The 26,450-nt window shown below is 64.1% G+C and carries 25 protein-coding genes; 12 read left to right on the top strand and 13 right to left on the bottom strand.

Going from position 1 to position 26,450, the window contains the following annotated elements; genetic code table 11:
- Positions 1-9 precede the first annotated feature (9 nt).
- Positions 10-204 (top strand): DUF4169 family protein, encoded by a 195-nt coding sequence (locus tag A3AU_RS0101230; protein ID WP_027051158.1) that lies wholly within the window; start codon positions 10-12, stop codon positions 202-204.
- Positions 201-425, top strand: coding sequence for a ribbon-helix-helix domain-containing protein (locus A3AU_RS0101225; RefSeq protein ID WP_027051157.1), 225 nt, complete (start codon positions 201-203; stop codon positions 423-425). The genes A3AU_RS0101230 and A3AU_RS0101225 overlap by 4 nt, the downstream gene beginning before the upstream one ends.
- Here A3AU_RS0101225 and A3AU_RS0101220 read toward each other — a convergent pair.
- A complete protein-coding gene (locus tag A3AU_RS0101220; protein WP_081709421.1) occupies positions 422-2,224 on the bottom strand; it encodes a chloride channel protein in 1,803 nt (600 codons plus the stop codon). The genes A3AU_RS0101225 and A3AU_RS0101220 overlap by 4 nt on opposite strands.
- On the opposite strand from A3AU_RS0101220, the gene A3AU_RS1000000139665 reads away from it, so the two are divergent.
- Together A3AU_RS1000000139665 and A3AU_RS0101215 are read left to right on the top strand one after the other, a co-directional pair.
- A complete protein-coding gene (locus A3AU_RS1000000139665; protein ID WP_154674503.1) occupies positions 2,223-2,366 on the top strand; it encodes a hypothetical protein in 144 nt (47 codons plus the stop codon). The genes A3AU_RS0101220 and A3AU_RS1000000139665 overlap by 2 nt on opposite strands.
- The gene (locus A3AU_RS0101215; RefSeq protein ID WP_161633486.1) at positions 2,345-2,791 is read left to right on the top strand and encodes a MarR family winged helix-turn-helix transcriptional regulator; all 447 of its coding nucleotides are present in this window, start codon (positions 2,345-2,347) and stop codon (positions 2,789-2,791) included. Before A3AU_RS1000000139665 ends, A3AU_RS0101215 begins: the two co-directional genes overlap by 22 nt.
- Before the next feature lie 71 nt (positions 2,792-2,862).
- Here A3AU_RS0101215 and A3AU_RS0101210 read toward each other — a convergent pair whose 3' ends face one another.
- A complete protein-coding gene (locus tag A3AU_RS0101210; RefSeq protein ID WP_027051154.1) occupies positions 2,863-6,894 on the bottom strand; it encodes an AsmA family protein in 4,032 nt (1,343 codons plus the stop codon).
- Between the two features lie 132 nt (positions 6,895-7,026).
- On the opposite strand from A3AU_RS0101210, the gene A3AU_RS0101205 reads away from it, so the two are divergent.
- A complete protein-coding gene (locus A3AU_RS0101205) occupies positions 7,027-8,013 on the top strand; it encodes a Dyp-type peroxidase (protein ID WP_027051153.1) in 987 nt (328 codons plus the stop codon).
- A gap of 31 nt (positions 8,014-8,044) precedes the next feature.
- Here A3AU_RS0101205 and A3AU_RS0101200 read toward each other — a convergent pair whose 3' ends face one another.
- The 3 genes from A3AU_RS0101200 to A3AU_RS0101190 all read right to left on the bottom strand — a co-directional run bounded on the left by A3AU_RS0101200 (position 8,045) and on the right by A3AU_RS0101190 (position 10,647).
- On the bottom strand, positions 8,045-8,566 hold the full coding sequence (locus tag A3AU_RS0101200; RefSeq protein WP_027051152.1) for a hypothetical protein: 522 nt from the start codon (positions 8,564-8,566) through the stop codon (positions 8,045-8,047).
- A 104-nt stretch (positions 8,567-8,670) separates the two neighbouring features.
- A complete protein-coding gene (locus tag A3AU_RS1000000137190; RefSeq protein WP_051355254.1) occupies positions 8,671-9,228 on the bottom strand; it encodes a hypothetical protein in 558 nt (185 codons plus the stop codon).
- On the bottom strand, positions 9,229-10,647 hold the full coding sequence (locus tag A3AU_RS0101190; RefSeq protein ID WP_027051151.1) for an FAD-binding oxidoreductase: 1,419 nt from the start codon (positions 10,645-10,647) through the stop codon (positions 9,229-9,231).
- A gap of 161 nt (positions 10,648-10,808) precedes the next feature.
- On the opposite strand from A3AU_RS0101190, the gene A3AU_RS0101185 reads away from it, so the two are divergent.
- Together A3AU_RS0101185 and A3AU_RS0101180 are read left to right on the top strand one after the other, a co-directional pair.
- The gene (locus tag A3AU_RS0101185; protein WP_027051150.1) at positions 10,809-11,288 is read left to right on the top strand and encodes a thioesterase family protein; all 480 of its coding nucleotides are present in this window, start codon (positions 10,809-10,811) and stop codon (positions 11,286-11,288) included.
- 249 nt (positions 11,289-11,537) lie between these two features.
- The gene (locus A3AU_RS0101180; protein ID WP_015317249.1) at positions 11,538-11,735 is read left to right on the top strand and encodes a hypothetical protein; all 198 of its coding nucleotides are present in this window, start codon (positions 11,538-11,540) and stop codon (positions 11,733-11,735) included.
- 29 nt (positions 11,736-11,764) lie between these two features.
- Here A3AU_RS0101180 and A3AU_RS0101175 read toward each other — a convergent pair whose 3' ends face one another.
- Positions 11,765-12,244 (bottom strand): Lrp/AsnC family transcriptional regulator, encoded by a 480-nt coding sequence (locus A3AU_RS0101175; protein ID WP_027051149.1) that lies wholly within the window; start codon positions 12,242-12,244, stop codon positions 11,765-11,767.
- Between the two features lie 528 nt (positions 12,245-12,772).
- Here A3AU_RS0101175 and A3AU_RS1000000140715 point away from each other — a divergent pair.
- Both A3AU_RS1000000140715 and A3AU_RS0101165 read left to right on the top strand, forming a co-directional pair.
- Positions 12,773-13,921, top strand: a complete 1,149-nt coding sequence (locus A3AU_RS1000000140715; RefSeq protein WP_027051148.1) for a histidine kinase dimerization/phosphoacceptor domain -containing protein — start codon at positions 12,773-12,775, stop codon at positions 13,919-13,921.
- Complete coding sequence (locus A3AU_RS0101165) at positions 13,918-14,364, top strand: response regulator (protein WP_027051147.1); 447 nt, start codon at positions 13,918-13,920, stop codon at positions 14,362-14,364. Before A3AU_RS1000000140715 ends, A3AU_RS0101165 begins: the two co-directional genes overlap by 4 nt.
- A gap of 9 nt (positions 14,365-14,373) precedes the next feature.
- Here the strand turns inward: A3AU_RS0101165 and A3AU_RS0101160 are convergent, their stop codons facing one another.
- Positions 14,374-15,222 carry a dienelactone hydrolase family protein gene (locus tag A3AU_RS0101160; protein WP_051355257.1) on the bottom strand — a complete coding sequence of 283 codons (849 nt, stop codon included), beginning with the start codon at positions 15,220-15,222 and terminating at the stop codon, positions 14,374-14,376.
- Positions 15,223-15,518: 296 nt separating this feature from the next.
- Here A3AU_RS0101160 and A3AU_RS1000000139660 point away from each other — a divergent pair, with 296 nt between their 5' ends.
- Positions 15,519-15,674: a hypothetical protein gene (locus A3AU_RS1000000139660; protein WP_167335218.1), complete on the top strand. Its 156-nt coding sequence runs from the start codon at positions 15,519-15,521 to the stop codon at positions 15,672-15,674.
- Between the two features lie 9 nt (positions 15,675-15,683).
- Positions 15,684-16,121, top strand: coding sequence for a hypothetical protein (locus A3AU_RS0101150; RefSeq protein ID WP_027051145.1), 438 nt, complete (start codon positions 15,684-15,686; stop codon positions 16,119-16,121).
- A gap of 31 nt (positions 16,122-16,152) precedes the next feature.
- On the opposite strand, the gene A3AU_RS0101145 is transcribed toward A3AU_RS0101150, so the two are convergent.
- The gene (locus tag A3AU_RS0101145; protein WP_027051144.1) at positions 16,153-18,468 is read right to left on the bottom strand and encodes a glucose/quinate/shikimate family membrane-bound PQQ-dependent dehydrogenase; all 2,316 of its coding nucleotides are present in this window, start codon (positions 18,466-18,468) and stop codon (positions 16,153-16,155) included.
- 261 nt (positions 18,469-18,729) lie between these two features.
- On the opposite strand from A3AU_RS0101145, the gene A3AU_RS0101135 reads away from it, so the two are divergent.
- Entirely contained in the window at positions 18,730-21,384 is a 2,655-nt protein-coding gene (locus tag A3AU_RS0101135) for an ATP-dependent helicase (RefSeq protein ID WP_027051143.1), read from the top strand.
- 22 nt (positions 21,385-21,406) lie between these two features.
- Here A3AU_RS0101135 and A3AU_RS0101130 read toward each other — a convergent pair whose 3' ends face one another.
- The 5 genes from A3AU_RS0101130 to A3AU_RS0101110 form a co-directional block, all read right to left on the bottom strand.
- Positions 21,407-22,456, bottom strand: a complete 1,050-nt coding sequence (locus tag A3AU_RS0101130; RefSeq protein ID WP_027051142.1) for an ABC transporter permease — start codon at positions 22,454-22,456, stop codon at positions 21,407-21,409.
- Entirely contained in the window at positions 22,453-23,250 is a 798-nt protein-coding gene (locus tag A3AU_RS0101125) for an ATP-binding cassette domain-containing protein (RefSeq protein ID WP_027051141.1), read from the bottom strand. The genes A3AU_RS0101130 and A3AU_RS0101125 overlap by 4 nt, the downstream gene beginning before the upstream one ends.
- Before the next feature lie 87 nt (positions 23,251-23,337).
- Positions 23,338-24,345: a substrate-binding domain-containing protein gene (locus A3AU_RS0101120; protein ID WP_027051140.1), complete on the bottom strand. Its 1,008-nt coding sequence runs from the start codon at positions 24,343-24,345 to the stop codon at positions 23,338-23,340.
- A 113-nt stretch (positions 24,346-24,458) separates the two neighbouring features.
- Positions 24,459-25,367, bottom strand: coding sequence for a sugar phosphate isomerase/epimerase family protein (locus A3AU_RS0101115; RefSeq protein WP_027051139.1), 909 nt, complete (start codon positions 25,365-25,367; stop codon positions 24,459-24,461).
- Positions 25,364-26,395 (bottom strand): Gfo/Idh/MocA family protein, encoded by a 1,032-nt coding sequence (locus A3AU_RS0101110; protein ID WP_027051138.1) that lies wholly within the window; start codon positions 26,393-26,395, stop codon positions 25,364-25,366. The genes A3AU_RS0101115 and A3AU_RS0101110 overlap by 4 nt, the downstream gene beginning before the upstream one ends.
- Positions 26,396-26,450: the final 55 nt, after the last annotated feature.

Below are 26,450 nucleotides of genomic sequence, written 5' to 3'. Positions count from 1 at the left end.
GTTCGCGCCATGGCCGACATCGTCAACCTCCGCCAGGCCCGCAAGCAGAAGGCGCGGGATGATAAGACGCGCATCGCCGAACAGAACCGTGCCTTGCATGGCCGCTCCAAGGCGCAGAAGCAACGCGACCGGCTGATCGCCGACAAGGCCGAGAGATTTGTCGGCGGCCATCGCCTCGATCCGTCCGGCAAGGACGAGAAGTGAGCGTCGTCGAAAAGCGCTCGGTGACCATTCGCGGCCATCGTACCAGCTATTCCCTCGAAAAGCCCTTCTATGACGATCTCGTCGCCATCGCGGCGGCGAAAGAGCGGACGCTCGCCGCCCTTGTGGCCGAAGTCGACGAGACCCGGCCCCGCGACACCAATTTGTCCTCGGCGCTGCGGCTTTATGTGCTGGAGTGGGCGAAGCGCGGCAGGAGCGACTAGAGGCTTTCTACCGCGTCCGTCCTTTTCCCCCGCCTGGTGCCAAAGCCAAGCAAGGTCGAGCGATCACGCTCTTCGGCCTGTTTGCGCGACCGGACGCGCATCAAATCCTTCCAGCCGACATAGCCGACCAGCCTTCCGTCATCGCGGGTCACGACCGGCAGATGCGAGACGTTGGCCATCAACAGCTTGTCCGACAGGCCTTCAAGATATTCGTCGGGATAGGCCAGCGTCACCTTGCTTCCGGCAAGCAGTTCGCCGAGCGTTGTCGTCCGGTGCGTGCCGGCGCGGCGCCAGCGCAGGATCGCCGGCGGGTCGATGAGGCCGAGCACCTGCCTGTTCTCGTCAACCACCGGAAAGCTCGGATGCCGGGTTTCCGGCGCGGTCAGGAAGGCTGCCGCGCCATGCAGCGTCATCGTCGCCGGCACGCTCTCGACCTGCGACGTCATCACCTCGCGCACCCTGGTCAGGGCGAACGGATCGACGCGATATTCTCGCACCAGGTGATGCCCTCGCCTGGCGATCTTCTCGGTCAGGATGGAACGCTTCATCAAGAGCACGGTGACTGCATGCGCAGCGGCACAGGCCGCGATCAGCGGCACCAGCACATGCGTGTTGCCGGTCAGTTCGACGGCGAAGAACGTCGCCGTCAGTGGCGCCCGCATCGTGCCGCCCATCGTCGCCGCCATCCCCAGCAGCGCCCAGAAACCGGCATCGGCTGGCGGCAGGAATCCGCCGAGCACGGCGCCCATCGCGCCGCCCATGATCAACAGCGGCGCCAGCACGCCGCCGGACGTCCCAGAACCGAGCGCCACCGACCAGATCATGGCCTTGACCACCAGCAGCATCAGCGCGGCGGTGGCGAGCGTGCGGCCATCGAGCATGTCGGCGATGTTGTCGTAGCCGACGCCAAGCGCCTGTGGCTCGATCAGCCCACCGATACCGACCACCAGGCCGCCGATCATCGGCCACCACATCCAGTGGATGGGCAATTTCTGGAAGGCGTCCTCGCAGGCATAGACCATCTGGGTGAGCAACCCCGACAGCAGGCCGGCGCAGATGCCGACCAGAACCCAGCCTCCAAGCCCGACGAACGACACCGCCATGCTGCCCTGAAACGGAAAGATCGGCCCGGGCAGGTGCAGCACGGTACGCTCGACCTCCGCCACGATGGCCGCCACCGCCACGGGAATGAAACTGCGCGGCGTCCATTCGAACAGCAGCAACTCGACCGCCAGCATGATTGCGGCAATCGGCGTGCCGAACACGGTGGTCATGCCGGCCGCGGCGCCCGCCACCAGCAGCGTCTTGCGTTCGTTGTCGGTGACCGGCAGCATCTGCGCGATCAGCGAACCGATGGCGCCGCCGGTCATGATGATCGGTCCTTCGGCGCCGAACGGCCCGCCGGAGCCGATCGAGATCGCCGACGACAACGGCTTCAGGATCGCCACCTTGAGCCCAAGCTTCGAACGCCCGAGCAGGATCGCCTCGATCGCCTCGGGAATGCCGTGGCCGCGTATCTTCTCACTGCCATATCTGGCCATCAGGCCGATGATCAGCGCACCGATGACCGGCACCAGCACCGAGGCAAGCCCACGCGGCGTGTCCTGCAATTTCAGGTCGGCGAGCGTGAACTGGCCGAAATAGGCAATGTTGGTGGCAAGCCGGATCAGCTTCAGCAGCGCGATGCCGGCGAACAGCCCCGCCGTGGCGACCACCACGGCTATGGTGGCAATGGTCAGCACGCGCGCGTCGGTGGTGAAATCGCGCAGATGATCGTTTTCGGAATGATGAGGCTTCATGTCAGGCTTTCTGGCGGCGGCCGATCTCGGATATGCCGGCATTATCGGCTCGCTATGTATCGTAACACGATATAAATTCAAGCGGGTCTTGCAGCAAAACCGTTTGAGCCTTTTGCCGGAATGGAACACATGTCTGGAATGACGCAGCCCAAGAAACCTCGCCCCGCCATCAAACAGGCCGACTACCAGCGGCTTTCCGAGTTCCGCTACCTGATCCGCCGCTTCCTCGAATTCAGCCAGGTGCAGGCGGAAGACGCCGGCCTGACGCCGCGCCAGCACCAGGCGCTGCTGGCGATCAAGGGCTATCCGGGTGGGGGACCGGTGACAGTCGGCGATCTGGCGGAGCGCCTGCGCATCCGCCATCACAGTGCCGTCGAACTGGTCAATCGCCTGTGCGAGGCCGGACTGGTCGTGCGGGATCAGGATAAGGACGATCATCGCCGCGTGCTGCTTCGGCTGACCGATCGCGCGGACGATTGCCTTGCCGAGCTGTCGGCGGCGCATCTCGATGAGCTTTCGCGCATCGAGCCCATGCTGAGGCGCTTGCTCGATCAGGGCCGCGAGTGACGCTTCGGCGTCTTGGCGGCAGAAAGCTCATCCTTTGAAACAATGCCGGAACGAGAAGGCTGCCCTGCTGCCTACTGCAGCGACTTCAACAAATTGTCGATCGTGAACGGATTGGCCTTGGGCTTGGCGGGCGGCGGATTGTCGTTGGCCTCCGGCGGCGGCGCGCGCTCGACTTTGGGCGCCTGTTGCGCCGCCTTGCGCTCCGCCTCGAGCCTGGCCTTTTCCTGCGTGGCGATGCGCATCGCCTCTTCCGCCTTTTGCCGCTCTTGCTCAGCCTGCGCCTTGGCGGCTTCGTCGGCGGCCTGCTGTTCCGCCGCGGCCTTTGCATCGGCATCGGCCTTCGCCTTTGCATCGGCGTCCGCCTGGGCCTTCGCTTCGGCATCGGCTTTGGCCTTCGCTTCGGCCTCAGCCTGAGCTTTGGCATCGGCATCGGCTTTCGCCTGGGCGTCAGCCTCGGCTTTCGCCTTGGCATCCGCCTCCGCCTTCAGCCGCGCCGCCTCTTCCTGCTGGCGCAGTTCCTCTGCCGCCTTGTCTCGTGCATCCTGCAATGCCGCGTAATAGCGCACCTCGCGCCGCAGCCGCTGCTTTTCGAGCAGCGCCGCCTGCATCGCCTCGACCCGCTGCTGTTCCCGCTCCAGCGCGCGCTGGGTCAGGAACTGCGCCAGCGGCTCGCTGTCGAACTGCCGTTTGACGGCGCCGAACGGCCCTTCTGCGGTGAAATTGACGACGGGTTCGGAGCCAACCAAAGCCTCGTCACCTGGCTTGTAGGTGATCGCGCCCTTGGCTGACACCGTGCTCGCGTTGAGGTCGGCGGTGATGTCGGCGGACAAGGTCGCCGCCGGATTTTCGAGGCTGATCGGCGGCGCCCGCAGCGTACCGCCGGCAATCGTGAAGGCGACGTCGGCATCCCCGGCGGCAAAGCTGCCATCGGCGGCAATGGCGGGTGCGAACTCCGCGGTCTTGGCCGCGTCGATGTCGCGCCCGATCGCATCCGCCTTGGCCAGCAAGGCGCCGAACGCATCGGGATTGACGCCGTCGATCCGTAAGCCCTTGAGCGTCGCAGTGCCGGACCCCGACAGGGCAGCGATCATCGCGTCGACCGACTTGCCGCTGGTCGACATCGTCGTCGAGAAATCGCCCATGCCGTTGACGCCGGCGTCCGGCAGCACATTTGTCAGATCGGCACCCGCCAGTTTCATCTGGCCGGTGAAAAGCCCGGTGCCCTCATTGTTCTTCAACTCGAACAGGCCGGTCAGCGCCCCGCCGAGAAGTTTCGCCTTGAGGTCCGAAACACGGATGCCTTCCTGGTCGAGTTTCAGCGAAAAAGAAGCACCATAGGCGGTGGCGAAAGGCCCGGCGGCAAGGGCTGCCGTCGTCAGGTCGAGATCGGCGGTGAACGGCAGGCCGGACTTCTGGCTGAACGGAGCGGCGGGCCACGCGCCAGCCTTGTCGCTCGCACCCTTGTCTGCCCCACTCTTGTCGGGCCCATTCTTGTCGGCCCCATTCTTGTCGGCCCCATTCTTGTCGGCAAGAAAGGCGGAATCGCCGAACAGCGCCACCGCCATCGGATCGAGGTCGAGTTCGTCGAGCGCCAGCGCGCCGGCCAGATGCGGCAAACCGTTTTTGGCGTCGATGTTGACGTCGCCCGAGACGGCCGCCTCGTTGATCGCACCGCTGACATTGTTGAGCACCAGCAGGCCGTTGCCATAGTCACCCTGCGCCGAGAGCGAGGTCGACATGCCTGCCCCCATGCCCGGCAAGCCGATGCCCGATGTCATCAGCCAGGGTTCGATGTCGGCGGCATCGAGGTTGATCTTGCCCTTGGCGGCGGGACCTTGCGGCGTATCGGCGATCGTGCCTTCGAAGCCGGCCTTGAAGTCATTTCCGGCAAGGCTGAAAGTCGTCGCCAGGCCACCGCCAAGCGTGCCCTTGGCCTGAATATCTGTGGTCGCCTCACCCAACATGCCGAGCGGCAGCGCCGGCAGGTCGTAAAGCGCCAGCAGCGCCGTGGCGTCCGGGTTCCTGGCGTTGAATGTCACCGTCACCGGCGCGTCGAGCAGCTTGTCCGGCGCGCCCTTTCCCGACAGCGAGGCGGAGAAGGCCGAGCCACCGGCCTTGCCCTGTCCGCTTACCGCCAGGCCCGTGGTGCCATCGCCATTGTCGGCGGCACTGGCCACGACATCGACGCGCGCATCCTGGAACAGGTCCGGATAGGCGGCGGCACGGCTCGCAAGCCCCTTCAGCACCGCATTGTCGGGATAATGCTGCGCGGCAACGTCGATCAGCGGCTTCAAGTCGACCGCGACAACCGACGCATCGAGCTTGCCGGTCGGGCTCGCCGGAAAATCCTTGACCCGGCCCGTGGCGCTGATCGAGGCGCCGGCAAGTCCGCCGACCGACAGCCTGTCGACTTCCAGCAGCCCGTCGCGCAGCCTGAGCGCGGTATCGACCGTGTCGGCGGTCAGCCCGCCGGCACTGACCGGGCCGGCCTTGATCTGAAAATCGAGATCGCTGTCGGCAAACCGGTTGGCGCCCTTGTCGCTGACGAAGATCGAGGCGAAGGCCGCCAGCCCGTCGACGTCGAGCTCGCCGCCTTCGAGCCGCATCAGCACCGATGGCCTGGCCTCGTCAGGCTGGCTGGCATCGATGCGGCCGGAAAACTTCGCCTTGCCCAGGATCAGTTCGAGATCGCTGAAGGATTGATGGTTTTGCGAGAGATCGACCTTGGCCTTGAAGCCGGCGGCAGGCAGACGGCGGATCGCCTCGTCGACATCTTTCGACAGCCACGCCGCAAAACCCGAAGGTTGCGCCACGGCCAGCAGCAGCGAGCCGGTGAAGTCGAAATGGCTCTGTACGTTGAGCACCAGCATGCCATCGGCTTCCAGCGTGGTGCGGCCGGGCAACGTCGCGGCAAGCGACTTTATCTTCCAGCCGCCTTCCACCGGTTCGGCGGAGAGATGCACGTCGCGCACCGTGGTGTCGCCGGCCACCACCGCCGGCAACTTGACCTCGACCGTTCCGGGTATCGTCGGCTTCGGCAGGTCGAGCAGCGTCTGCTCCAGCCCGGCAATGCGCTGGTCGAGCGTCAGGCCGGCGCCGGCCTCGGCGCCCACCGCCTCGTCGAACTGCACCTGCGCGCCATTGGCCTCGATGGCAAAGCTCGGTTGCTGGCCAAGATCGACCGAGGCCTTGCCGTCGGCGGTATAGGGATTGTCGAGTGGTCCGGTCTCGAAACGGAATTCGTCGACACCAAGCTTCTGGTGGTCGAGCGAGAACTTGCCGTTCAGCCGAAAGCCCGGATCGGGCTTGCCGGTGCTGACCTTCACCGTCTCGCCATCGGTGCCGCGCAATTCGGCGCTGTTCTTGTCGGCGCCGGAGATCTTGAACTGGCCGGAATACAGAGCGGCGCCGTTGACGATGCCGGCATTGCCGTCGGTCTCGATAACCAGCGGATAGGCATCGGGATCGGCCCGCACCCGAAGCCGTATCTGTCCCGAGGGTTCGGCCTTGCCGGTCGATGCCGCGACCGTGGTGCGCAAACCGTCCATCCGCAACGTGCCATCCATCCGCCAGGGACCGGCCAGCGATTTCGCCGAAATGGTCGAGTTGATCTCGGAAAAGATATGGCTGCGGCCGCCGGCGGCGTGGCGCAGTTCGATCTGCCCTTCCGTCACCGTCAGCTTCTCGATCGAGATCTGGCCGGGATCGACGGGCGTGGACGGCCGCATCGCCCAGTCGACGGTTCCATCGGCGGCAATGTCGATCGTCGCCTTCGGCCGCACCAGCCGCATGTCGAAGATCAGCACCTCGCCACGCAGGAAAGGCGCCAGTTCCGCGTCCATCGAAAACGTTTCGACCGTCATCGCCGGCTGGCCGTTGGGGCCCCCGGCGACCGCGACATTGGAGAAGGTAACAGACGGGAACGGCAGCAGCCGTGCCGTCGCATCGCCCTGCACGGTCACCTTGCGGCCGAGGATGGCGCTTGCCTCGCGCTCGAACTCGGCGCGGTAGCCGGTCCAGTCGACGAAATACGGCACCACCAGCGCCGCGCACAGCACCAGCACGAACAAGCCACCGAAGATCACGAACAGGCGTGCGAGCATCAGCTCCGAACGGGTTGATTGAAATTCTGCCGCACTCTACCCGCATCCGCGTGTCGATAAAGAGGCAATTCATCCTGTATTGCGTCATCCCGGGCTATCTGAAACAAATCCGGGAAAAGCGGAGATTCTCGGATGTCGGGCAAGAACTGGGACCGCGTGCCGATCGACGCGCAGAGCGTCGATGCTCCGCTCTCGCAGTCGGCGATTTTCCTGGTCGTCACCGTCGCCGCGGATCAGCCGGCCCTGGCCAAGGTTTGTTCGGTACTGGGCGAGCTTGACGATCTGGTCAAGACCGTCGGGTTCCGCGACCTTGGCGGCCGCCTGTCGTGCATATCGGGCATCAGCCGCGATCTCTGGGATCGTCTCAGCCCTAACCGGCGGCCGCTGGAGCTCAAGCCGTTCGCGCCGATCAAGGGGGCGGCCCATTCGGCGCCATCGACCCCGGGCGACCTCCTATTCCACATCCGCGCCGAACGGCCCGATATGTGCTTCGAGCTCGAGCGTATCCTGCTCGACAGGCTCGGTCCTGATGTGACCGTCGTCGACGAAGTGACCGGCTTTCGCTATTTCGATGCCCGTGACCTGCTCGGCTTCGTCGACGGCACCGCCAATCCCACCGGCCTCGACCTGCCCGCCTCGGCGCTGGTCGGCGACGAGGATGCCGACTTTGCCGGCGGCAGCTACGTCGTCGTCCAGAAATATCTGCACGATATGCAGGCCTGGGCGCGCATTCCGACGCCCGAGCAGGAGGCGATCATCGGCCGCACCAAGATCGACAACATCGAAATCGACGACGACGACGCGCCGCGCAAATCGCACAAGTCGCTGGCCACCATCGAGGATGCCGACGGCAACGAATACGACATATTGCGCGACAACATGCCGTTCGGCCGGCCCGGGCAGAATGAGTTCGGCACCTATTTCATCGGCTATTCCAGATATCTCTGGGTCACCGAAAAGATGCTGCAGCGCATGTATGTCGGCGACCCGCCGGGCGCCTATGACCGGCTGCTCGATTTCTCCACGCCGCACACGGGCACAACCTTCTTCGCGCCGACCCGCCCCATGCTGCAGGCCCTTGTCGAGGGCGCGCAGACGCAGCTTCCCGCCGCACGGTAATCGGCGACTGACCACACTTATCCGCTGAACCTCAGCGTGCGTCGCGCTTGGCCTGCGCCACCTTGCCCGCCTTGCGCTGCCGGCCGAGTTCAGCCGGCCGCACCAGCTTCGGCGCCCGCTCGTTGGCGACCGCCCGCATGCCCTTGTGAGCCGTCCGTGAATTGAGCGCGGGACCGTCAGCCGGCGCATTTTGCTTCAAGGCCAGTGCCTTGCGCGCATTGCCGACCAGCGAAATGCGGGCCGCCAGCTGCCGCCGCCGCTCGGCCTCGCCATTCAGCCGTCGCATCGCGTTCGCCAGCACCGCGAGCTTCATCTGCGAACTGCCATCAGCCTTCGAGGGCGCAGCGCCCTTCGCCGCGCCCTTGCCGCGTATTTCACGCCGGCGGTGATGCGCTTCGGTCTGCGCCTTGTCGCGCCGCTCGCGCAGCAGCTTGACCAAGCCGGAAAGGTCGGCGTCGGAAAGCTCCTGCACTGCCGGATGGTGCGATTTCTCGACCAGTTCCTTCTCATCGGCGCTCAGCGCGCGCGCTTCTTCCTTGCGTGAAATGGCCATGACAGTCCTCCTCGGCTAGCAAACCTCTCTGTTACAGGCTTGCTGCCGGAGGAGCGTCGGCCCGAATGGCGGCGTGGTCAAGGCGGCGAGAATCCCCCGAGGGATCAATTGCGTCGCCAAAGCCTGTCGAGAAAACGGGCCTGTCTGACGCGCTGCATTGGGAGGGTGTGTCCAACAGTCTCCATGAGCACGGTCAAAAGCGCCCCCTCGTGGAGGTTGATCGAGAAACGCTCTGCAATGAACTCAAGTGTCGAATCATGGAACGTCAGGATGAAATGCCGATAGCCTGCAAACAGTTCAGACGTGTGGGACGAATGAACCCGATTTGCCTTTTCCAGGGATGCGATCCACGACGAGTTGAGGATTTCAAATGCCTCGTAAGGCCGCAGGCCCAGCGCATAGAGACGGTGGCCGCTGATAGCCTCATCGTTCGGCGGGCCGAACTGAAATGCCAGATAGGGATCTGCCGTCAGGATTGCGACCGATTGCTTGCCTGTTAGTGGCGAAACCGAGCGCGGATTTGTACCGTCAAATGACGGATCCGGAGCATTGGCGATGTAGGCAACGAGCAGCTTGCCTTCATCCGCAAACACATGAGGAAGTGGCGCGCCCGCTGACGACGGCGGGATGTCGATCGGCTGCAGGGTCTCGCCGGCCGACATCTAATGGCCCATGCCCGGCAAAATCTTCCCCGGGTTCATGATATCAAGCGGGTCTAGCGCCTGCTTGATGGTGCGCATGATGTCGACGCCGTGGCCTAGTTCGCTACGCAGGAAACCGATCTTGCCCTGGCCGATGCCGTGCTCGCCGGTGCAGGTGCCGTCCATGGCGATCGCCCGCATGTTGAGCCGCGCGACGAATTTCTCCGACAGCGCGATCTCCTTGGGATCGTTGACGTCCATCAGCACCAGCACATGGAAATTGCCGTCGCCGGCATGGCCGACGATCGGCGCGATCAGGCCCATCTCGGCGATATCGGCTTCGGTTTCGGTGACGCATTCGGCAAAGCGCGAGATCGGCACGCAGACATCGGTCGACAGTCCCTTGGCGCCCGGCCGCAGCGTCAGCGACGACCAATAGGCGTCGTGCCTCGCCTTCCACAGCTTCGTCCGTTCCTCGGCGACACTGGTCCAGAGGAACGGCCCGCCACCATTGTCCTCGGCGATCACGCCAAAGGTTTCGGCCTGCTCGGCAACGCCGGCATCGCTGCCATGGAATTCGACGAACAGGCACGGGCTCTCCGGGTAGTCGAGCTTTGAATAGGTCTTCATCGCCCGCATCTGCAACGCGTTGACCAGTTCGATGCGCGCCACCGGAATGCCCATCTGGATCGTCGCGATGACGGCGTTGCAGGCCGCCTCGACACTTGGGAACGGACAGACGCCACCCGAGATCGCCTGCGGAATGCCTTGCAGCTTCAGTGTCAGCGAGGTGATGATGCCGAGCGTACCCTCCGAGCCGACCAGCAGCCGGGTCAGATCGTAGCCGGCCGAGCTCTTCTTCGCCCGCTTGCCGGTCGTTACCGTCTCGCCATCGGCCATGACGGCCGTCAGCGACAGCACGTTCTCGCGCATCGTGCCATAGCGCACCGCATTGGTGCCGGACGCCCGCGTCGCCGCCATGCCGCCGAGCGAGGCATTGGCGCCGGGATCGATCGGGAAGAACAGGCCGGTGTCGCGCAGATGCCGGTTCAGATCCTCGCGCGTCACGCCTGGCTCGACCGTGCAGTCGAGATCCTGCGGATTGACCGCAAGGATGCGGTTCATGCGCGAGGTGTCGACCGAGATGCCGCCGCCCGGCGCGTTGGTGTGGCCTTCCAGCGAGGAGCCCACGCCAAAAGCGATGACCGGCACGCGATGCGCCGCGCAGGCGCGCACGATGTCCTGCACCTCGGCGGTCGTCTCGGGGAAAGCGACGCCATCGGGCGCCTGCGTCGGGATATAGGTGGTGGTGTGGGCATGCTGCGAGCGAATGGCCTGGCCGGTTTGAAAACGCTCGCCCAGTCGTTGCTTGAGGATGCCGAGCACCGCCGCGATGCCTTCCTCGTTGCGTTCGACCGGATTGAGGTCGCTCAGGGCCATGAATTCCTCCGCGAATGGACCAGCGTCCACGCTTGTCATGCAGCTATGGATGATGCCTAAAGCAATTCCAGGAAAAGTGTGAAGCGGTTTTCCCTCCGGAATTGCGCCACAACAAAGAACCTCAGCAGCCACGCCCTGTCCAGCGCCAGAAGGAAGTTTCGATGCCCATCCCCGCCCCCTTCGTCTCCAAGCCCATGGACATCGAGAAGGACTGGATCGATTACAACGGCCATCTCAACATGGCCTACTACAACGTGCTATTCGACCGCTGCTCGGACGAAGCCTTCGAAGCGATGGGCATGGGACTGGATTACGTGAAGAACCGCCGCCTCACCATCTACACCGCCGAAGTCCATGTCTGCTACGTCCAGGAACTGCATCTGGACCACAAGGTCGTTGTCTCCTTCCAGCTCATCGACCATGACGAGAAGCGGCTCAGGGCCTATCAGGAAATCCGCCATGTCGATGGCTGGCTCGCCGCCACTTCGGAAACCCTGTCGCTGCATGTCGACATGTCGGGGCCGAAGGTCGCTCCCTTCCCCGCCGATGTGCTGGCCAAGGTCGAAGCGATGCGCGCTGCACATTCGGTGCTGCCGATGCCGGAGCGGGCCGGCCGCTCGATCGGCATCAAACGCAAATAAGCCGACGCTCGTCTCTCCCCCGTCGACAGCGACGACCGGACCTCAAAGCCACACCAGCAATTCAAAATCGCCAAACGCTGAAATCCGCCGGCACCGGTGCTTGAAGCCGCCTCGCCCCCGCATTAACCTTACCGAGGTTTTAACGGGAACAAGCCAATTGAGCCGTTGAACGACTCAGCGGAGCGGTCGAAAACGTCCGCACTGGGTTGTTTTACGGGCGGCAGGGCGAAGCCGGTTCGAGGGACGTGCATGAAAACCGACATCAAGGTCGAGGTGGACAGGCTGGCCGCTGATCCGCGCATATCGGACTATGATTTCTGGCGTTCGCTCAAGAACGTCGACAACGAGATCTTTCACATCGCCAACAACAACGAGCCGATCCCGTTCGACATGATCCGCTGGCGCAGCATCTTGAAGCGCGCCCGCCTGAAGCGCGGCCACGCCTGATCGTCGGGCAACCAATCAAATCGCGCCGTTTACATCGATCGCTTCACCGCCGACAGCGGCGAACGCACCATCACTGGTGACGACTGGATGATGGCCGTGTTGGTCATCGCATAGGGGATGATGCGGTCGATCACCCGTTCGAGCTCGGTCACCGAGCCGACATGCGCCAGCGCGATGAAACAGTCCTCGCCGGTCACCCGGTCGCATTGCACGATCTCAGGCAGCTCACGGATGATATTGGCGACCACGGACAATTGCCCCGGCACCGGCCGGATGCGCAGCCACGCCGACAGCTTCAGGCCAAGGGCGGCAGGGTTGATCCTGACCGAGTAGGCTTCGATCACGCCGTTCTCCTGCAACCGCTTGATGCGCTCGGCGACGCTCGGCGCCGACAGGCCGACCGAACGCGCCAGCTCCGCCGTGCTGGCGCGCGCATCCTTTTCCAGCAGGCGCAGGATCTTCATATCAGCCGCGTCGAGATCGGCTTTTTCGGTTCGAAGGCGTTTCAATGAAAACTCCTTGCTTCTGATAGCGGAATTGCCACAGCGTCTGGCCATCTTCCATATGAAGCGGGAAAATTGCCTGCGATAGTGGTCCGACGAACGATCAGACGCAAGCATCTGATCTCTACGCTGCGCACGCATCCGACAGCCTGGCGGCAAGATGGCCGCTGCATGTCTGGTTCGGGCTCGGCGCCATCTTCCATCTCGGCCGGCCTGTGCCCGTGATGCTGTTCCCGCATCTCGGCGCACCCATGAGGAGGCTGCGCATAGCCACCGCGCCACAGATCTTCGCGTCGTGCGGCGCCAATTGCAGGCCTGACCGATTGACCCGGCATCGCACTGGTCGTCGCGGGCGTTGCCCCCCACAAGCCGGCGGCTGCCGGCTGCAGCCAGGAAGTTCCTTTCCCCTCAATCTCTTGCAAAAGTCGCCCGTTGGTTCCCCGCCTGCGACGAACTGTGACAGGGCATTCGAGATTGAACCAAATCCGCCTCCGAGCCGTTTTCCCCCCACGAAAAAAGGCTTGGAGCGACGCGATGGATTGGAAAAGGACCAGGGAACCGGCCGGCGCATGGCACATGACCGACGACCTTCATGCCGAGCAAGGCAAGGGCGACCCCTTCGCGGCGGCCATCCGCGCAACGCGCATGTCGATGATCATCACCGATCCGCGCCGACCCGATAACCCGATCGTCTTCGCCAATGACGCCTTCCTGCGGCTGACGGGCTATGAGCGCCACGAGGTCATCGGGAAGAGCTGCCGCTTTCTGCAGGGGCCGAAAACCGACAAGTCCGCCATCGCGCAGATACGCGATGCGATCTCGGGCGAAGCCGATCTCAGCGTCGACATCCTGAACTATCGCAAGGACGGATCGACATTCTGGAACGCGCTCTACATCAGCCCGGTCTCCAACGACAAAGGCGAACTGCAGTTCTTTTTCGCCTCACAGCTCGATGTCTCGGACCGCAAGCGCTCGGAGCATCGCATTACCGCGGACAAGGACCGTTTCGAAAAGGCGGTGAAAGAACGCACGGCGGAACTCGAAGCAGCACTCGAGGCGCAGACCACGCTTCTGCACGAGGTCGATCATCGCGTGAAGAACAACTTGCAGATGATCTCTTCCCTCATCCTGATGCAAAGCCGCACCGCAAGCGACGATAACCTGAAACGCTCGTTGAGCACGATGCTTGAACGCATCGAGGCACTCAGCACCGTGCACCGTCGGCTCTACCAGTCCAAGGATGTTAGCAAGTTCGACGTCTCGGACTTCGCCAGGGATCTCATCTCCGACCTGCTCACGGCTTCAGGGCGCTCGGAAATCAGCCCGACACTCGATCTTGAGCCGATCGTCATCCCGGCCGAGAAGGCGACGCCTGTAGCGCTGATGGTCAACGAACTCGTTACCAACGCGCTGAAGCATGCCTTCAAGGAAAAGCCGGATGGAACGAGGTCAGGCAGGATTGGCATCAAGATGAGCCAGCCTGACGGCCACTTGAACATCGAGGTTTCCGATGACGGCGTCGGCATGGCCGATGCCAATGGTGACGCCTCCTTTGGCATGCGGCTGATCAAGTCGCTTGCCCGTCAACTGCGCGCCGACATCGAATGGCGCGATGCCGGTCCCGGCACCCGTGTGGTCATCTCGATGCCCAACGGCCCTCAGCAAAAAGGCAACCAGTCATGATTGGACCACTCAAGGTCTTGATCGTCGAGGACGAGGCGCTGCTGGCCATGGAGTTGGAAAGCCTTGTCGAGGACGCCGGGCACAGTGTCGTCGGCTGGGCGACATCGCTTGCCGAGGCAAAGGACATGGTCGATTCCACGCGGGCCGACATCGCTTTCGTCGACATCCATCTCACCGACGGCCCGACCGGCGTCGACGTCGCCGAATATATCGGCGACAGGAAGAACTCGATGGTCGTCTTCATGACCGCCAATCCGAAGCGCATTCCCGACCATTTCGCCGGAGCGATCGGCGTCATTGCCAAACCCTACACAATGAACGGGTTTACCTCCGCCTTGCGCTATTTGCAGGAAGGGGTGCGGCGACCGCCGCCTACGTCGGAACGCCCGGCGGGCTTCACCTTGTCGCCGGCCTTCGAGACGGTCTGGGCGCCAGCCACCTGACGGTGATCCTCAAGCCAGTTTTTCCTTGAGGAACGTTATCGTCCGGCCCCAGGCGAGGTCGGCCGCCTTCTTGTCGTAGCGCGCCGCCGACGTGTCGTTGTTGAAGGCATGGTTGGCGCCTTCATAGACATAGACGGTGTATTCGACATGCGCGGCATCGAGTTCCTTCTTGAAGGCGTCGATGCCGGCATTGGTGCGATCGTCGAGGCCGGCATAGTGCAACAGCAAGGCGGCCTTGATCTTCGACGCGTCGGCGGCCTTTGGCTGCATGCCGTAATAGGCGACGCTGGCGACGAGGTCTGGTGCGTTGACGGCCAGCATGTTGGCCGTGCCGCCGCCCCAGCAGAAGCCGATGGCGCCAACCTTGCCGTTGCCGTCCTTGTCGGCCTTGAGGAAGGCGACTGTCGCCACGGCGTTGGCGACGGTCTGCGCCGGATCGAGTTTCGTGAACATGTCGCGCGCCTTGTCCTCCTCATCAGGCGTGCCGCCGAGCGGCGACAGGAAATCCGGTGCAAGCGCCACGAACCCCTCCAGCGCCACGCGCCGGGCGACATCGCGTATGTGCGGGTTGAGCCCTCTGTTTTCATGGATGACGATGACGGTGCCGAGCTTGCCGGTCTGGTTCGCCGGTTTGACCAGATAGCCCTTCATCTCGCCGCCGCTGCCGGGATAGCTGATGTCCTCGCCTTTCACCCGGGCATCGTTTTCCGCGACGATCGCCGCCTGGGCGGAATTCGCCGCCAGCATCGGCGCGATCGCCGCCGCCGCCGCACCCGATCCGGCAAGCCTGGTCAGCTGTTCCATGAAGCGGCGACGATCGAGCGTCAGATGCGTGTACTCGTCATAGGCGTCGATCATCGCCTGGGTGATGACCGGGTTTTCGGTGGCGGCGGATTCGGTCACGGGCGCACTCCTCGATCTGGTGTCTTGATCCTTGCCGCTCGCAAGATAGGCGCGAGCCTCGCATCGTCCAGTCACGGCTCGGTGACGCTCGCTTTCCTGGCGTTCATCCAGGGGCGGCCGTCATCATCACATTTAAGTCATCGGCGACAAATCTTGATGGCGCTGCCACAATAGTAGCGGAAACTGATTGCCGGCCTGCTCCATGGCGCGGCCACGGCCTTGAAAAGCTTGATATGAAAGGAATAGTGCCGATGACGATGACGTCGCCGATCCTGGCAACCGCCTTCATGGTCGCCGCGGCCGCTATTCTGGCGATGCGCGCGAGTGTTCACGCCGTGAGCCGGAAGTCCATGGTCAAAGTCCGCAGCCGCCAGCGCCATCCGGCAAACACGAAAACCCAAGGTTGAGGTGAAGTCATGGACGTACAGGATATCGTGAACACGGTTTCGCAGAAGGCCGGCCTCGACCAGGCAACGACGGAAAAAGTCGTCGGCACCATTTTCTCGGTGCTCGAGCACGAGGCGGACGGCACCAGCGCCTCATCCTTCTTCGCCAAGATTCCGGGCGCCGATGCGCTGGCGCAGAAATATGACGTCATGGCCGCCGCCGCTGCCGGCGGTGGCGGCGGCTTCCTGTCTTCGCTGCAAGGCGCGCTTGGCGGCGTTCTCGGCGAAAAGGCGGGCGCCCTGGTCAACGGTCTCGCCGCCCTCAAGGCATCCGGCCTCGATATGGCGCAAATCCAGAAAGCCGGCGCCACACTGGTCCAGCAGGCCGAAGCCGCCGCCGGCCCCGATCTGACCAACCAGGTGCTCGGCTCCGTGCCGAGCCTGAAGAGCCATCTGGGACTCGGCTGATCGACAATTTGCCTCCAGGCAACGCCACCCTCTATTTGGGCAGCGCGTAAGCCATCACGTAATCTCCCGGCTTGGTGCCGACCGAGCCGTGGCCGCCAGCGACGATGACCACGAACTGGCGCCCGTCGGCGACCGTATAGGTCATCGGCGTCGATTGCCCGCCGGCCGGAAGCCGCGCCCGCCAGAGCTGCTTGCCCGTCGTCAGGTCATAGGCGCGCAGATAGTCGTCGACCGCAGCTGCCAGGAAAGCGACGCCACCGGCGGTGATCATCGGCCCGCCAATGCCGGGCACACCGACCTTCAACGGCAGCGGTAGAGGTGTCATGTCGTAGACGGTGCCGTTGCGGTGCTTGTAGGCGATTTCGCCGGTCCTGAGATCGACACCGGCGACATAACCCCAGGGCGGTGCCTGGCAAGGGATGCCGAGCGGCGACAGGAACGGTCCCATCACCACCGCATAGGGAGCGCCTTCGTTGCGGTTGAGGCCCTGCTCGCTGCCGCGCCCCTCGTCCGGCGGCGGCACCTGATCACGCGGAATGAGTTGCGACTTGAACGCCAGATAGGTCGGCATGCCGAACATCACCTGCCGGACCGGATCAACCGCCACGCCACCCCAGTTGAACGTCCCGAAATTGCCGGGATAGATCAGCGAGCCCTGTACGGAAGGCGGCGTATAGCGACCCTCATAACGCAGGCCTTGGAATTCGATCCGGCACGCCAGCTGGTCGAACATGGTGATGCCCCACATGTCGGCACCTGTCAGTGGCTTCGGATTGAAGGAGAGGTCCGACGCCGGCTGGGTCGGCGATGTGTGGTCGCCTTCGATGGCGCCGCCGGGCGCCGGCACTTCCTTGACCGCGATCAGCGGCTCGCCGGTGCGCCGATCGAGCACATAGAGATCGCCCTGCTTGGTCGGCCCGACCAGCGCCGGCACGACGGAGCCGTCGGCCCTGGTGATGTCGATCAGGCTCGGCTGCGCCGGCAAGTCCATGTCCCAAAGGTCGTGATGCACGGTCTGCCGCACCCATTTCAACTGTCCGGTATTGAGGTCGAGCGCGGTGATCGAAGAGGAGAATTTCTCGACATTGGCGCTGCGGCCCATGCCAAGCTGGTCCGGGGTCTGGTTGCCGAGCGGCACGTAAAGCAGGCCGAGCTTCTCGTCGGCGCTCGGCGTCGACCACATGTTGGGCGAGTTGGCGGTGTAGGTCTGGCCGGCCGGCAGCGGCGTCGTCTGGTCCGGATTGCCGGAATCCCAGTTCCAAAGCAGTTTGCCGCTGCTCGCATCATAGGCACGGATGACGCCGGACGGCTCCTGCGTCGAATAATTGTCGTTGACCGCGCCGCCGACGATGATTTTTCCGCCGGCGATCAGCGGCGCCGAGGTCGAGTAATAATAGCCCGACTTGGGATAGGGCATGCCTGTCAACAGGTTCAACGTGCCGGCCTCGGCGAAGGCCGGACAGACCTGCCCGCTGGCGGCATCGAGCGCGATCAGCCGCGCATCCGAGGTCGGCAGATAGACGCGGGTCGCGCAGGGCTGCCCGGCGGCACCGGCGGCATCGGCATAGTAGGATACGCCGCGGCAGGTCTGGTGCTGGCGATCCTTGTCGAGCTTGATCTTGGGATCGTAACGCCATTTTTCCTTGCCGGTGGCGGCATCCACGGCAATGGCGAAATTGTGCGGCGTGCAGATATAGAGCGTGTCGCCGATCTTGAGTGGCGTCACCTGGTAGGTGGTCTCGCCGACGTCGTCCGGTCCTTTCACGTCGCCGGTGCGGTAGGTCCAGGCAGGCTGCAGGTTGGCGACATTGTCCGGCGTGATCTGGTCGAGCGGCGAATAGCGTTGGCCGAACTGTGTGCGGCCATAGAAGTGCCATTCGCCCGCCGGTACGTCGTTGCCGAGATTGGCGTTGGGGATCACCTTGTCGGTGTCGAGCGCGCCGGCGATGTCCTTCGGGTCCGTGGTCATCGAATAGCCGGCCACCGCCACCGATGCCAGCACAGCCAGGATCAGCGGCGCGCGCCCGTCGGGACCAGCAAGGCCTCGCCTAGCCCACGGCGTCAGCAGCCACAGCGCCACCAGCACGATGATGCCGCCGCGCGGACCGAGCTCCCACCAGTCGAAGCCGGTTTCCCACACCGCCCAGGCCAGCGTGCCGATCACGATCGCCGCGTAGAGCCACAGTGCCGTGGAACGGCGGCGATAGAGCAGCCAGGCGGCTATCAGGAACGCCAGGCCGACGATCATGTAGTACCAGCTGCCACCCAGCGAAGCCAACCAGACACCGCCGGCGCCGAGCGCCAGGCCGATGAGGCAAAGGATCAGGGAGGTGATGGTGACAGCCAAGATGATACTCCTTCGACTGTTGCGCGCTCACGCGGCCATAGGCGGCCGATGCACCGTTGCCGCCCGGCGCACAGCTTTCTCCCGCCTGCCTCGCCTGTCAAGCTTGGGCCACGAGCCAAGGATGCAGCTGCCGGTCCGCCGCAAATGCGCGGCGGCCTGATCATCATGCGTGCCAAGGTGGCCGGATAAGCCCACTTTGCCGGGAACAAAACGTAGACACTTCTGGTCTTTCCCTCCCGAATCACTACATTCGGGGGGAAGATGTCCGGCTTTTCCGAAGACATGCCCTTTTTCGACGAACCCAATGCGCGGCCCACGGCCCCGTCGGGCATCGCCGCGCGCGCCATGGCTGCCCGCGGCGGCAACAACAATGCGCCGGACTATCTGAAGGGGCTCAACCCCGAGCAGCGGCTGGCGGTGGAGACAACCGAAGGCCCCGTTCTGGTGCTGGCCGGCGCGGGCACCGGCAAGACCCGTGTGCTCACCACCCGCATCGCCTACATCCTCGATACCAAAAGGGCTTGGCCTTCGGAAATCCTGGCCGTGACCTTCACCAACAAGGCCGCGCGCGAGATGAAGCAGCGCATCGGCTTCCTGATCGGCGAAGGCAATGTCGAAGGCATGCCCTGGCTGGGCACCTTCCACTCGATCGGTGTCAAGCTGCTGCGCCGTCATGCCGAGCTTGCCGGTTTGAGATCCGACTTCACCATCCTCGACACCGACGACGTCGTGCGGCTGATCAAGCAGCTGATCCAGGCCGAAGGCCTGGACGACAAGCGCTGGCCGGCCAAGCAGTTCGCGCAGATGATCGACGGCTGGAAGAACAAGGGCCAGGGACCAGCCGACATCGCCGAGGGCGACGCCCGCAGTTTCGCCAACGGCAAGGGCCGCGAGCTCTACAAGGCCTATCAGGAGCGGCTGCGGACGCTGAACGCCTGCGATTTCGGCGACCTGCTGTGCCACCCCATCCGCATCTTCCGCGCCAATCCGGACGTGCTGAAGGACTACCACCGGCGGTTCAAATACATCCTCGTCGACGAATACCAGGACACCAACACCGCCCAGTACATGTGGCTGCGGCTTCTGGCGCAGCGGCCCGATTCAGGGCGCTCTTCATCAACGTCCACCGATCTGCGTACGGCCGAAGGCCGCAAGCCCGACCGGGCGTCCGAGCCTTTGCGAGGCCCGCGCGGAGGGCCCGCGCCGGCAGGCGCGGAACAGCCCGTGAGCGTGAATATTTGCTGCGTCGGCGACGACGACCAGTCGATCTATGGCTGGCGCGGTGCCGAGGTCGATAACATCCTGCGCTTCGACAAGGATTTTCCCGGCGCCACCATCATAAGGCTGGAGCGTAACTACCGCTCCACCGCGCACATCCTTGGCGCCGCCTCCCATCTCATCGCCCACAATGAGGGCCGTTTCGGCAAGACGCTGTTCACCGACCGCAACGACCCCGAGGATGGCAAGGTCAATGTCCACGCCGCCTGGGATTCCGAGGAGGAAGCCCGCGCCATCGGCGAGACCATCGAGGCGTATCAGCGCCAGAAGCATAATCTCAACGACATGGCGATCCTGGTGCGCGCGTCTTTCCAGATGCGCGCCTTCGAGGATCGCTTCATCACGCTCGGCCTCAACTACCGCGTCATCGGCGGCCCGCGCTTCTACGAGCGCATGGAAATCCGCGACGCGCTGGCCTTCTTCCGCGTCGTCGCCAACGGCACCGACGACCTCGCCTTCGAGCGCATCGTCAATGTGCCGAAGCGCGGCCTGGGCGAAGCCACGATCCGCCAGATCCACGACACCGCGCGCGCCTTGCGTATCCCGATGCTGGAGGCTGCCGCCAACCTCGCCGAAAGCGATGAACTGAAGCCGAAGCCGCGCGCCGCGCTGCGCGAAGTGGCCGCCAACTTCGAGCGCTGGCAGAAGGCGCTGGAAACCAAGCCGCACACCGAGCTGGCCGAGACCATTCTCGAGGAGAGCGGCTACACCGACATGTGGAAGAACGACCGTTCGGCCGAAGCGCCGGGACGGCTGGAGAACCTCAAGGAACTGATCCGCTCGATGGAGGAGTACGAATCGCTGCGCTCCTTCCTCGAACATGTGGCGCTGGTCATGGACGCCGAGCAGAATGCCGGACAGGACGCCGTCTCGATCATGACGCTGCATTCGGCGAAAGGCCTCGAATTCGAAACCGTTTTCCTGCCCGGCTGGGAGGAAGGCCTGTTCCCGCATCAGCGCGCGCTCGATGAAGGCGGCCGCTCGGGTCTGGAGGAAGAGCGCCGGCTGGCCTATGTCGGCCTGACCCGCGCCAAGAAGAACCTGCATCTGTGGTTCGTCTCCAACCGCCTCATCCACGGCCTCTGGCAATCGACCATCCCGTCGCGCTTCCTCGATGAGCTGCCGGAATCGCATGTCGAGATCGCCGAAAGCGGCAACAGCTACGGCGGTTACGGCAATTCCTATGGCGGCGGCTCCTTCGCCTCCGGTCGTGGCGGGCGGCAGAACCCGTATGGCGCCTCGCGCTTCGACAATGTCGGTGCTGAAAGCGAAAAATCCGGCGCCTTCTCCAACACCTATTCGACGCCGGGCTGGCAGCGCGCGCAGGCCAACCGCACCGAAGCGACCGATCGAAACTGGGGCACGCGCTCCGGCCACCAGGTCGAGCGCATCGGCTATGGCGAGACCGACTCCGGATACGGCGCCGGCCGCACGAGCGTGAAAGGCCGCACCATCGACGGCGAACTGGTCGCCAAATCCGTCTCCGACACGCCTTCGGCCTTCACTGTCGGCGACCGCGTCTTCCACCAGAAATTCGGCAACGGCAACATTTCGGCCATCGAAGGCAACAAGCTGACCATCGACTTCGACAAAGCCGGCCAGAAGCGCGTGCTGGACGGGTTTGTCGCGGCAGTGTGAGTCAGCCTTTAGTGGCTGCCCCTCACCTGTACCGCGCCTGGTTCCATTTGTGCCCCAGCAGCGACAGGATGATGATCAGGCCGTTGAAGAACTGCACGTAGAAACCGCTGAGGCCCGCCGCTACCACGCCGGTCTGGATGAATGACACGGTGACCGCGCCGATGGCTCCGCCGGCCACGGTGCCGATGCCGCCCCAGGTCGGGGTGCCGCCGACGAACACCGAAGCCAGCACCGGCAAGAGATAGCCGTCGCCCGCCGTCGGCCACCAGGTGAAGTTGATCATCACCGAGAAGCAGCCGGCGATCGCCGCACCGATGCCGACGAAGACGAACACTTTCACCCGCACCCGTTTGACGTCGATGCCCATCTGACTGGCGCTGTCGGGATTGTCGCCGACCACCTTCACCTGCGCACCGAAACGGTGCCTGTTGTAGAGCATCGCCGACAGCACGACGAAGGCGATGGCCCAGAAGATCTGCACCGGAATGCCGTAAACCTGGCTGGAGAAGATCTTGTAGGCCGGGCTGTTGGCAAGGCCGGTCAGGGCCATCGACTTGCCCTCGTTGATGATCTGGATCAGGCCGCGCAGCAGGAAATTCATGCCGAGCGTGGCGATCAGCGACGACAGCCCGCCATAGACGACCAGCGATCCCACGAGGAAGCCGAGCAGAATGCCGGTGAGAACAGCCGCCGCGATGCCGAGGAACGGATCGTAGCCTGCCTGCACCACGAGCGCGAACACCCAGGACGCAAAACCCATCGTCGCCGGAAACGACAGATCGATCTCGCCGCAGGTGACGACGAAGACCAGCGGCACCACCACGAACAGCGCAACGGGAAGCGTCGTCAGCACGGAGCTGTAGAGATACCAGGTGGTGAACACGGTCGGGTTGGCGATCATGAACACCGCCATCATGACGATGAACACGCCGAGCGTGCCGAGCGAGGCGCGGTTGTCGAGGACGAAGCCGCGCAGCCCGTGACTGGCGGGATGTCTCCATTCCTTGCCCTCCACTGCCGCGCGCCCGTCTCCGAAGGGATTTTGCAGATCGGGTTCCATGGCCTTGCTCATCGTGCTCCCTGCTCCGCTGCGCTCGCTTCGCGCAGGCCGGGCAAGCCGCCGGGATGCGCGATGTCCTCCATGAAGTGAATCAGGTCTTCCGCCGACTTGACCGCGCTGCGGTCGGTGGTCAACGCCACCTTGCCGCGGTCGAGCACGACGAAACGGTCGGCGATGTCGAAGACATGATGGATGTTGTGCCCGATGAACAGGATCGAGCGGCCGCTCGCCCGCACCTGGCGCACGAAATGGAAGACCTTGGCGGTCTCGGTCAGCGACAGCGCCGTCGTCGGCTCGTCGAGGATGATCAGCTCGGCCTGCTTGTAGATGGCGCGCGCGATGGCCACGCCCTGGCGTTCGCCGCCGGAGAGCTGGCCGACGATCGAGTGCGGCGTGAACACTTTCGAGGTGAAGCCGATCTCGCGCATCAGCCGGCTCGCCTCCTCGATCTCCTTGTTGACCTTCAGCCAGCCCATGAAGCCGGTCAGTTCGCGGCCCATGAAGATGTTGCGCACGATAGTCTGCTGCACGGCAAGCGCCCGGTCCTGGAACACCGTTTCGATGCCGGCATCGCGCGAGCGCGCCGCGCTCCAACCGCTCACCGGTCTGCCGCGCACGAGGATGTCGCCGCTGGTCGGCCTGACGACGCCGGACAGGATCTTGATCAGCGTCGACTTGCCGGCGCCATTGTCGCCGATCAGGCCCACCACCTCGCCGCGGTCAACCGAGAGATCGACGCCGCCCAGAGCATAGACTTGACCGTAGGACTTCTTGATGTCGCGCAGTTCGATGATGCGTTCGGCCATCGGATCCTCGCTTTTCATTGTCGCTTGCCGGCATGTTCGCCGGCGGTCCTGCCGGCCGGGCCTGGCCCGACCGGCAGCCTTGGGAGGTCAGCGCAACGCCTGCTTGGCGAGCTCTGAGACGATCTCATAATTCTGCGGCGTGACGAAGCCGGCGCCCGTGTCGACATTCATCGGCGACAAGCCCAGAACCACTTGCTGGCAAAGGCTGAGGATCGGCAGATAGCCTTGCATGAACGGCTGCTGGTCCGCGGTCAGTTGCACCCACCCGCCCTTGAAGGCCTCGACGATCTGCGGGCTGGTATCGAAGCCGAAGTTGAAGATATCGCCGGGCTTGCGCCCCGCGGCCTGCATATAGGTCGGCACATTGCCGAGCATCTGCCCGCCGGGATAGCCGACCGCCTTGACGCCGGGATTGTTGAGCAGTGCGGCGGTGATCAATGGGATCGCCAAATTCGGATCGGCAGCCCACTCGGTTTGGGAATTGATTTGGACGACATCGATGCCGGCCTCTTTCAATGCCGCGACGGTCCCACGCTCGCGTGCGCCTCGGCTTTCGTTCTCGAACGGGCCGATCATGATCGCCTTGTCGCCGGATTTCAGCCCGGCCAGCTTGAACGCCTCGGCGCCGAGCGCGCGGCCTTGCTGTTCCTGCTGGGCGCCGACATAGCCGCCGCCAAACGCCGCCGTCACCGTCGGCACCGGCACGTTCTGATACATCATCTTGATGCCGTCCTTATGCGCCTGTTCGGCCAGCGGCATGATCGCGGCGTCGCCGGGATGGCCCATCATGGCAATGCCGTTGGGCTTGACGGCGACCGCCTCACGCAATTGCTGGACCATCTTTTCGACGTCCCAGCCCGAGAAGATGTAGTCGACCTTCGGCCCGAGATCGGCCGCCGCCTGCTTGGCGCCATTATAGACGATGGTGCCGAAAGCGTCGCCCTCGGCGCCGCCCACGAAGAACCTAATATGGACATCCTTGCACCATTGGGCGTCGAGCGCCCGTGCCGGCAAGGTCGAGACGGCGGCGCAAAGCGCCGTGGTAGCCGCCATGACGGTCGTGCGCAGAAATGTCGTTCTGATCGCGATGCTCATGCACTTGTCCTCCCATTGTTTCCCTCGTCAGCCGAGGGGCTGTTGACGATTGCTGGCATTGGCATGTGACGGCCGGCTCCTCCCGCCGGCCGCTTCTCACGTCGAATCTGGCCTCAATTCGGGTTTGGCAGGTAGCTTGCACCTCCCCGGCATTGCTTGAGATACTCCAGCCCCCGCACCTGGCCCGTAATTTCGAGATCGCCGCGATAGACCGGGTCGTGCCAGCCCTCGATATCGATGGCGCCCTTGTAACCGGCCAGCCGCAATTCGCTGATCACCCGCGTCCAGTCGCTGTCGCCGAAGCCCGGCGTGCGCATCTGCACGAACGGCAGCCGGCCGAACACGCCGTGCTCGCGGATGACATCCCAGCGCACCGTCGCGTCCTTGCCGTGGACGTGGAAGATTCGCGGCGCCCATTTGCGGATCTGCGGCATCGGGTCGATCAGATAGACCAGCTGATGGCAGGGCTCCCATTCCAGCCCGAGATTGTCGTCGGGCAATTCGTTGAACATCAGCTCCCAGGCATCCGGATTGTGGGCAATGTTCCAATCGCCGGCGGCCCAGTTGCCGTCCATGGCGCAATTCTCGAAGGCGATGCGCACGCCCTTGTCAGCGGCGCGCTTGGCCAGCGGCCCCCACACCTCGCGGAAGCGCGGCAGGCTGTCGGTCAGCTTCTTGCCGCGCAGGCGCCCGGTGAAGCCGCTGACCGTGGAGGCGCCGAACAGATGCGCATTGTCGATCACCGTTTCCCAGGCCGCGAGCACGCCGCGATCGACATCGCCGCTCTCCAGCGGGTTGCCGAACACACCGAGCGAGGACACGATGACATCCGCATCGCCGATCGCCTCGCGGATCTGGCCAGCCAGTCGCGGCAGATCCTTGCCGCCCAGCGTCTGCCAGAAGAAGGGCTGGATGCTCTCGAAACCGAGCGGCAATATCTGTTCGATGTAGGCGGCCGGATCGTCGAGATTGGCCCGCACCATGGTGCCGATACGGATGTCGAGAAGCGGGTTTGGCATCATGGCTCTTCCCTTGCAATCGCCACGCGCCTGCCGGTCTCAGCGCTTTCGATGGCGCCGAAAACCATGGCCAGGCTTTTGATGTTGTCGGCGCCGCGCGTCTCCGGCTCGGTGCCGGTATCGATGGCGTGGATTAAATCCCTGATGATGCCGAGATGGCCACCGATGCGATCGGTAGGATCGAGCGGCGGCACCTCGATCGGTTGGGTTTTGTCGAAAATCCCGTCGCGGCCAGGCACCACGACCTCCGCCTTCAACGCGTCATGGCCATCCCAGAGGAGGCTGCCGCGCTCGGCGACGATGCGCCAGCTGCCTTCCCAACTGGTGCGGAAGCCGTCGGCGCACCAGGAGCCGGCATAGGTGAAGACCTTGCCGCCTCCGAGATCGAAGACGGCACTTGCCGACGATCCCTGCCGGTACCAGGAACCGGCCGGTTCCCATTCCTGGCAAAAGACACCGGCCGGCTCTCCATCGGCCATGTAGCGGGCGGCATCGAATGTGTGGATCGCCATGTCGAGCAACAGCACATGCGCCATCTCCTCGCGGAAGCCGCCGAAATGCGGCGCCACGAAGAAGTCGGCGTGGATGCTGGTCGCCCTGCCAATGGCGCCGGAGTCGAGAAAGCGGCGGATGCGCCGTACATTGGCGACATAGCGCCGGTTCTGGACGACGGCATGCAGGCGACCTGCGCTTCGCGCAGCCTCCACGATGGCGCGTGCATTCTCCGGACTGTCGGCCAGCGGCTTCTCGGTCAAGAGATGGCAATTATGGGCAAAGGCCGAAAGCGCGACCTCACGGCGGGCGGCAGGAACCACGACATCGAACACCATGTCAGGCCTGGTCTGGTCGAGCACCGCGTCGAGGCTGGTGCCGACGACGGCGTCGGTGAGATTGTATTCGAGCGCCCTCGCCTTCGCCCGTTCGGCGTCGAGGTCAACGAGGCCGACGATGGCGAGACCATCGATCTGCCTCGCGGCATCGAGCCACTGTTTGCTCATCGCGCCACAGCCGACGAGGACGACTTTCATCATCCGGCGTTCCTCCCGTCCGGCCCCTCCCGGCCGAATGTCACGGCATCGCCGTAAA

The organism is Mesorhizobium erdmanii USDA 3471 (assembly GCF_000472705.1).
Taxonomy (GTDB): Bacteria; Pseudomonadota; Alphaproteobacteria; order Rhizobiales; family Rhizobiaceae; genus Mesorhizobium; species Mesorhizobium erdmanii.
The sequence above is the reverse complement of the archived record's forward strand: the minus strand, read 5'-3'. Positions and strand labels throughout refer to the sequence as shown.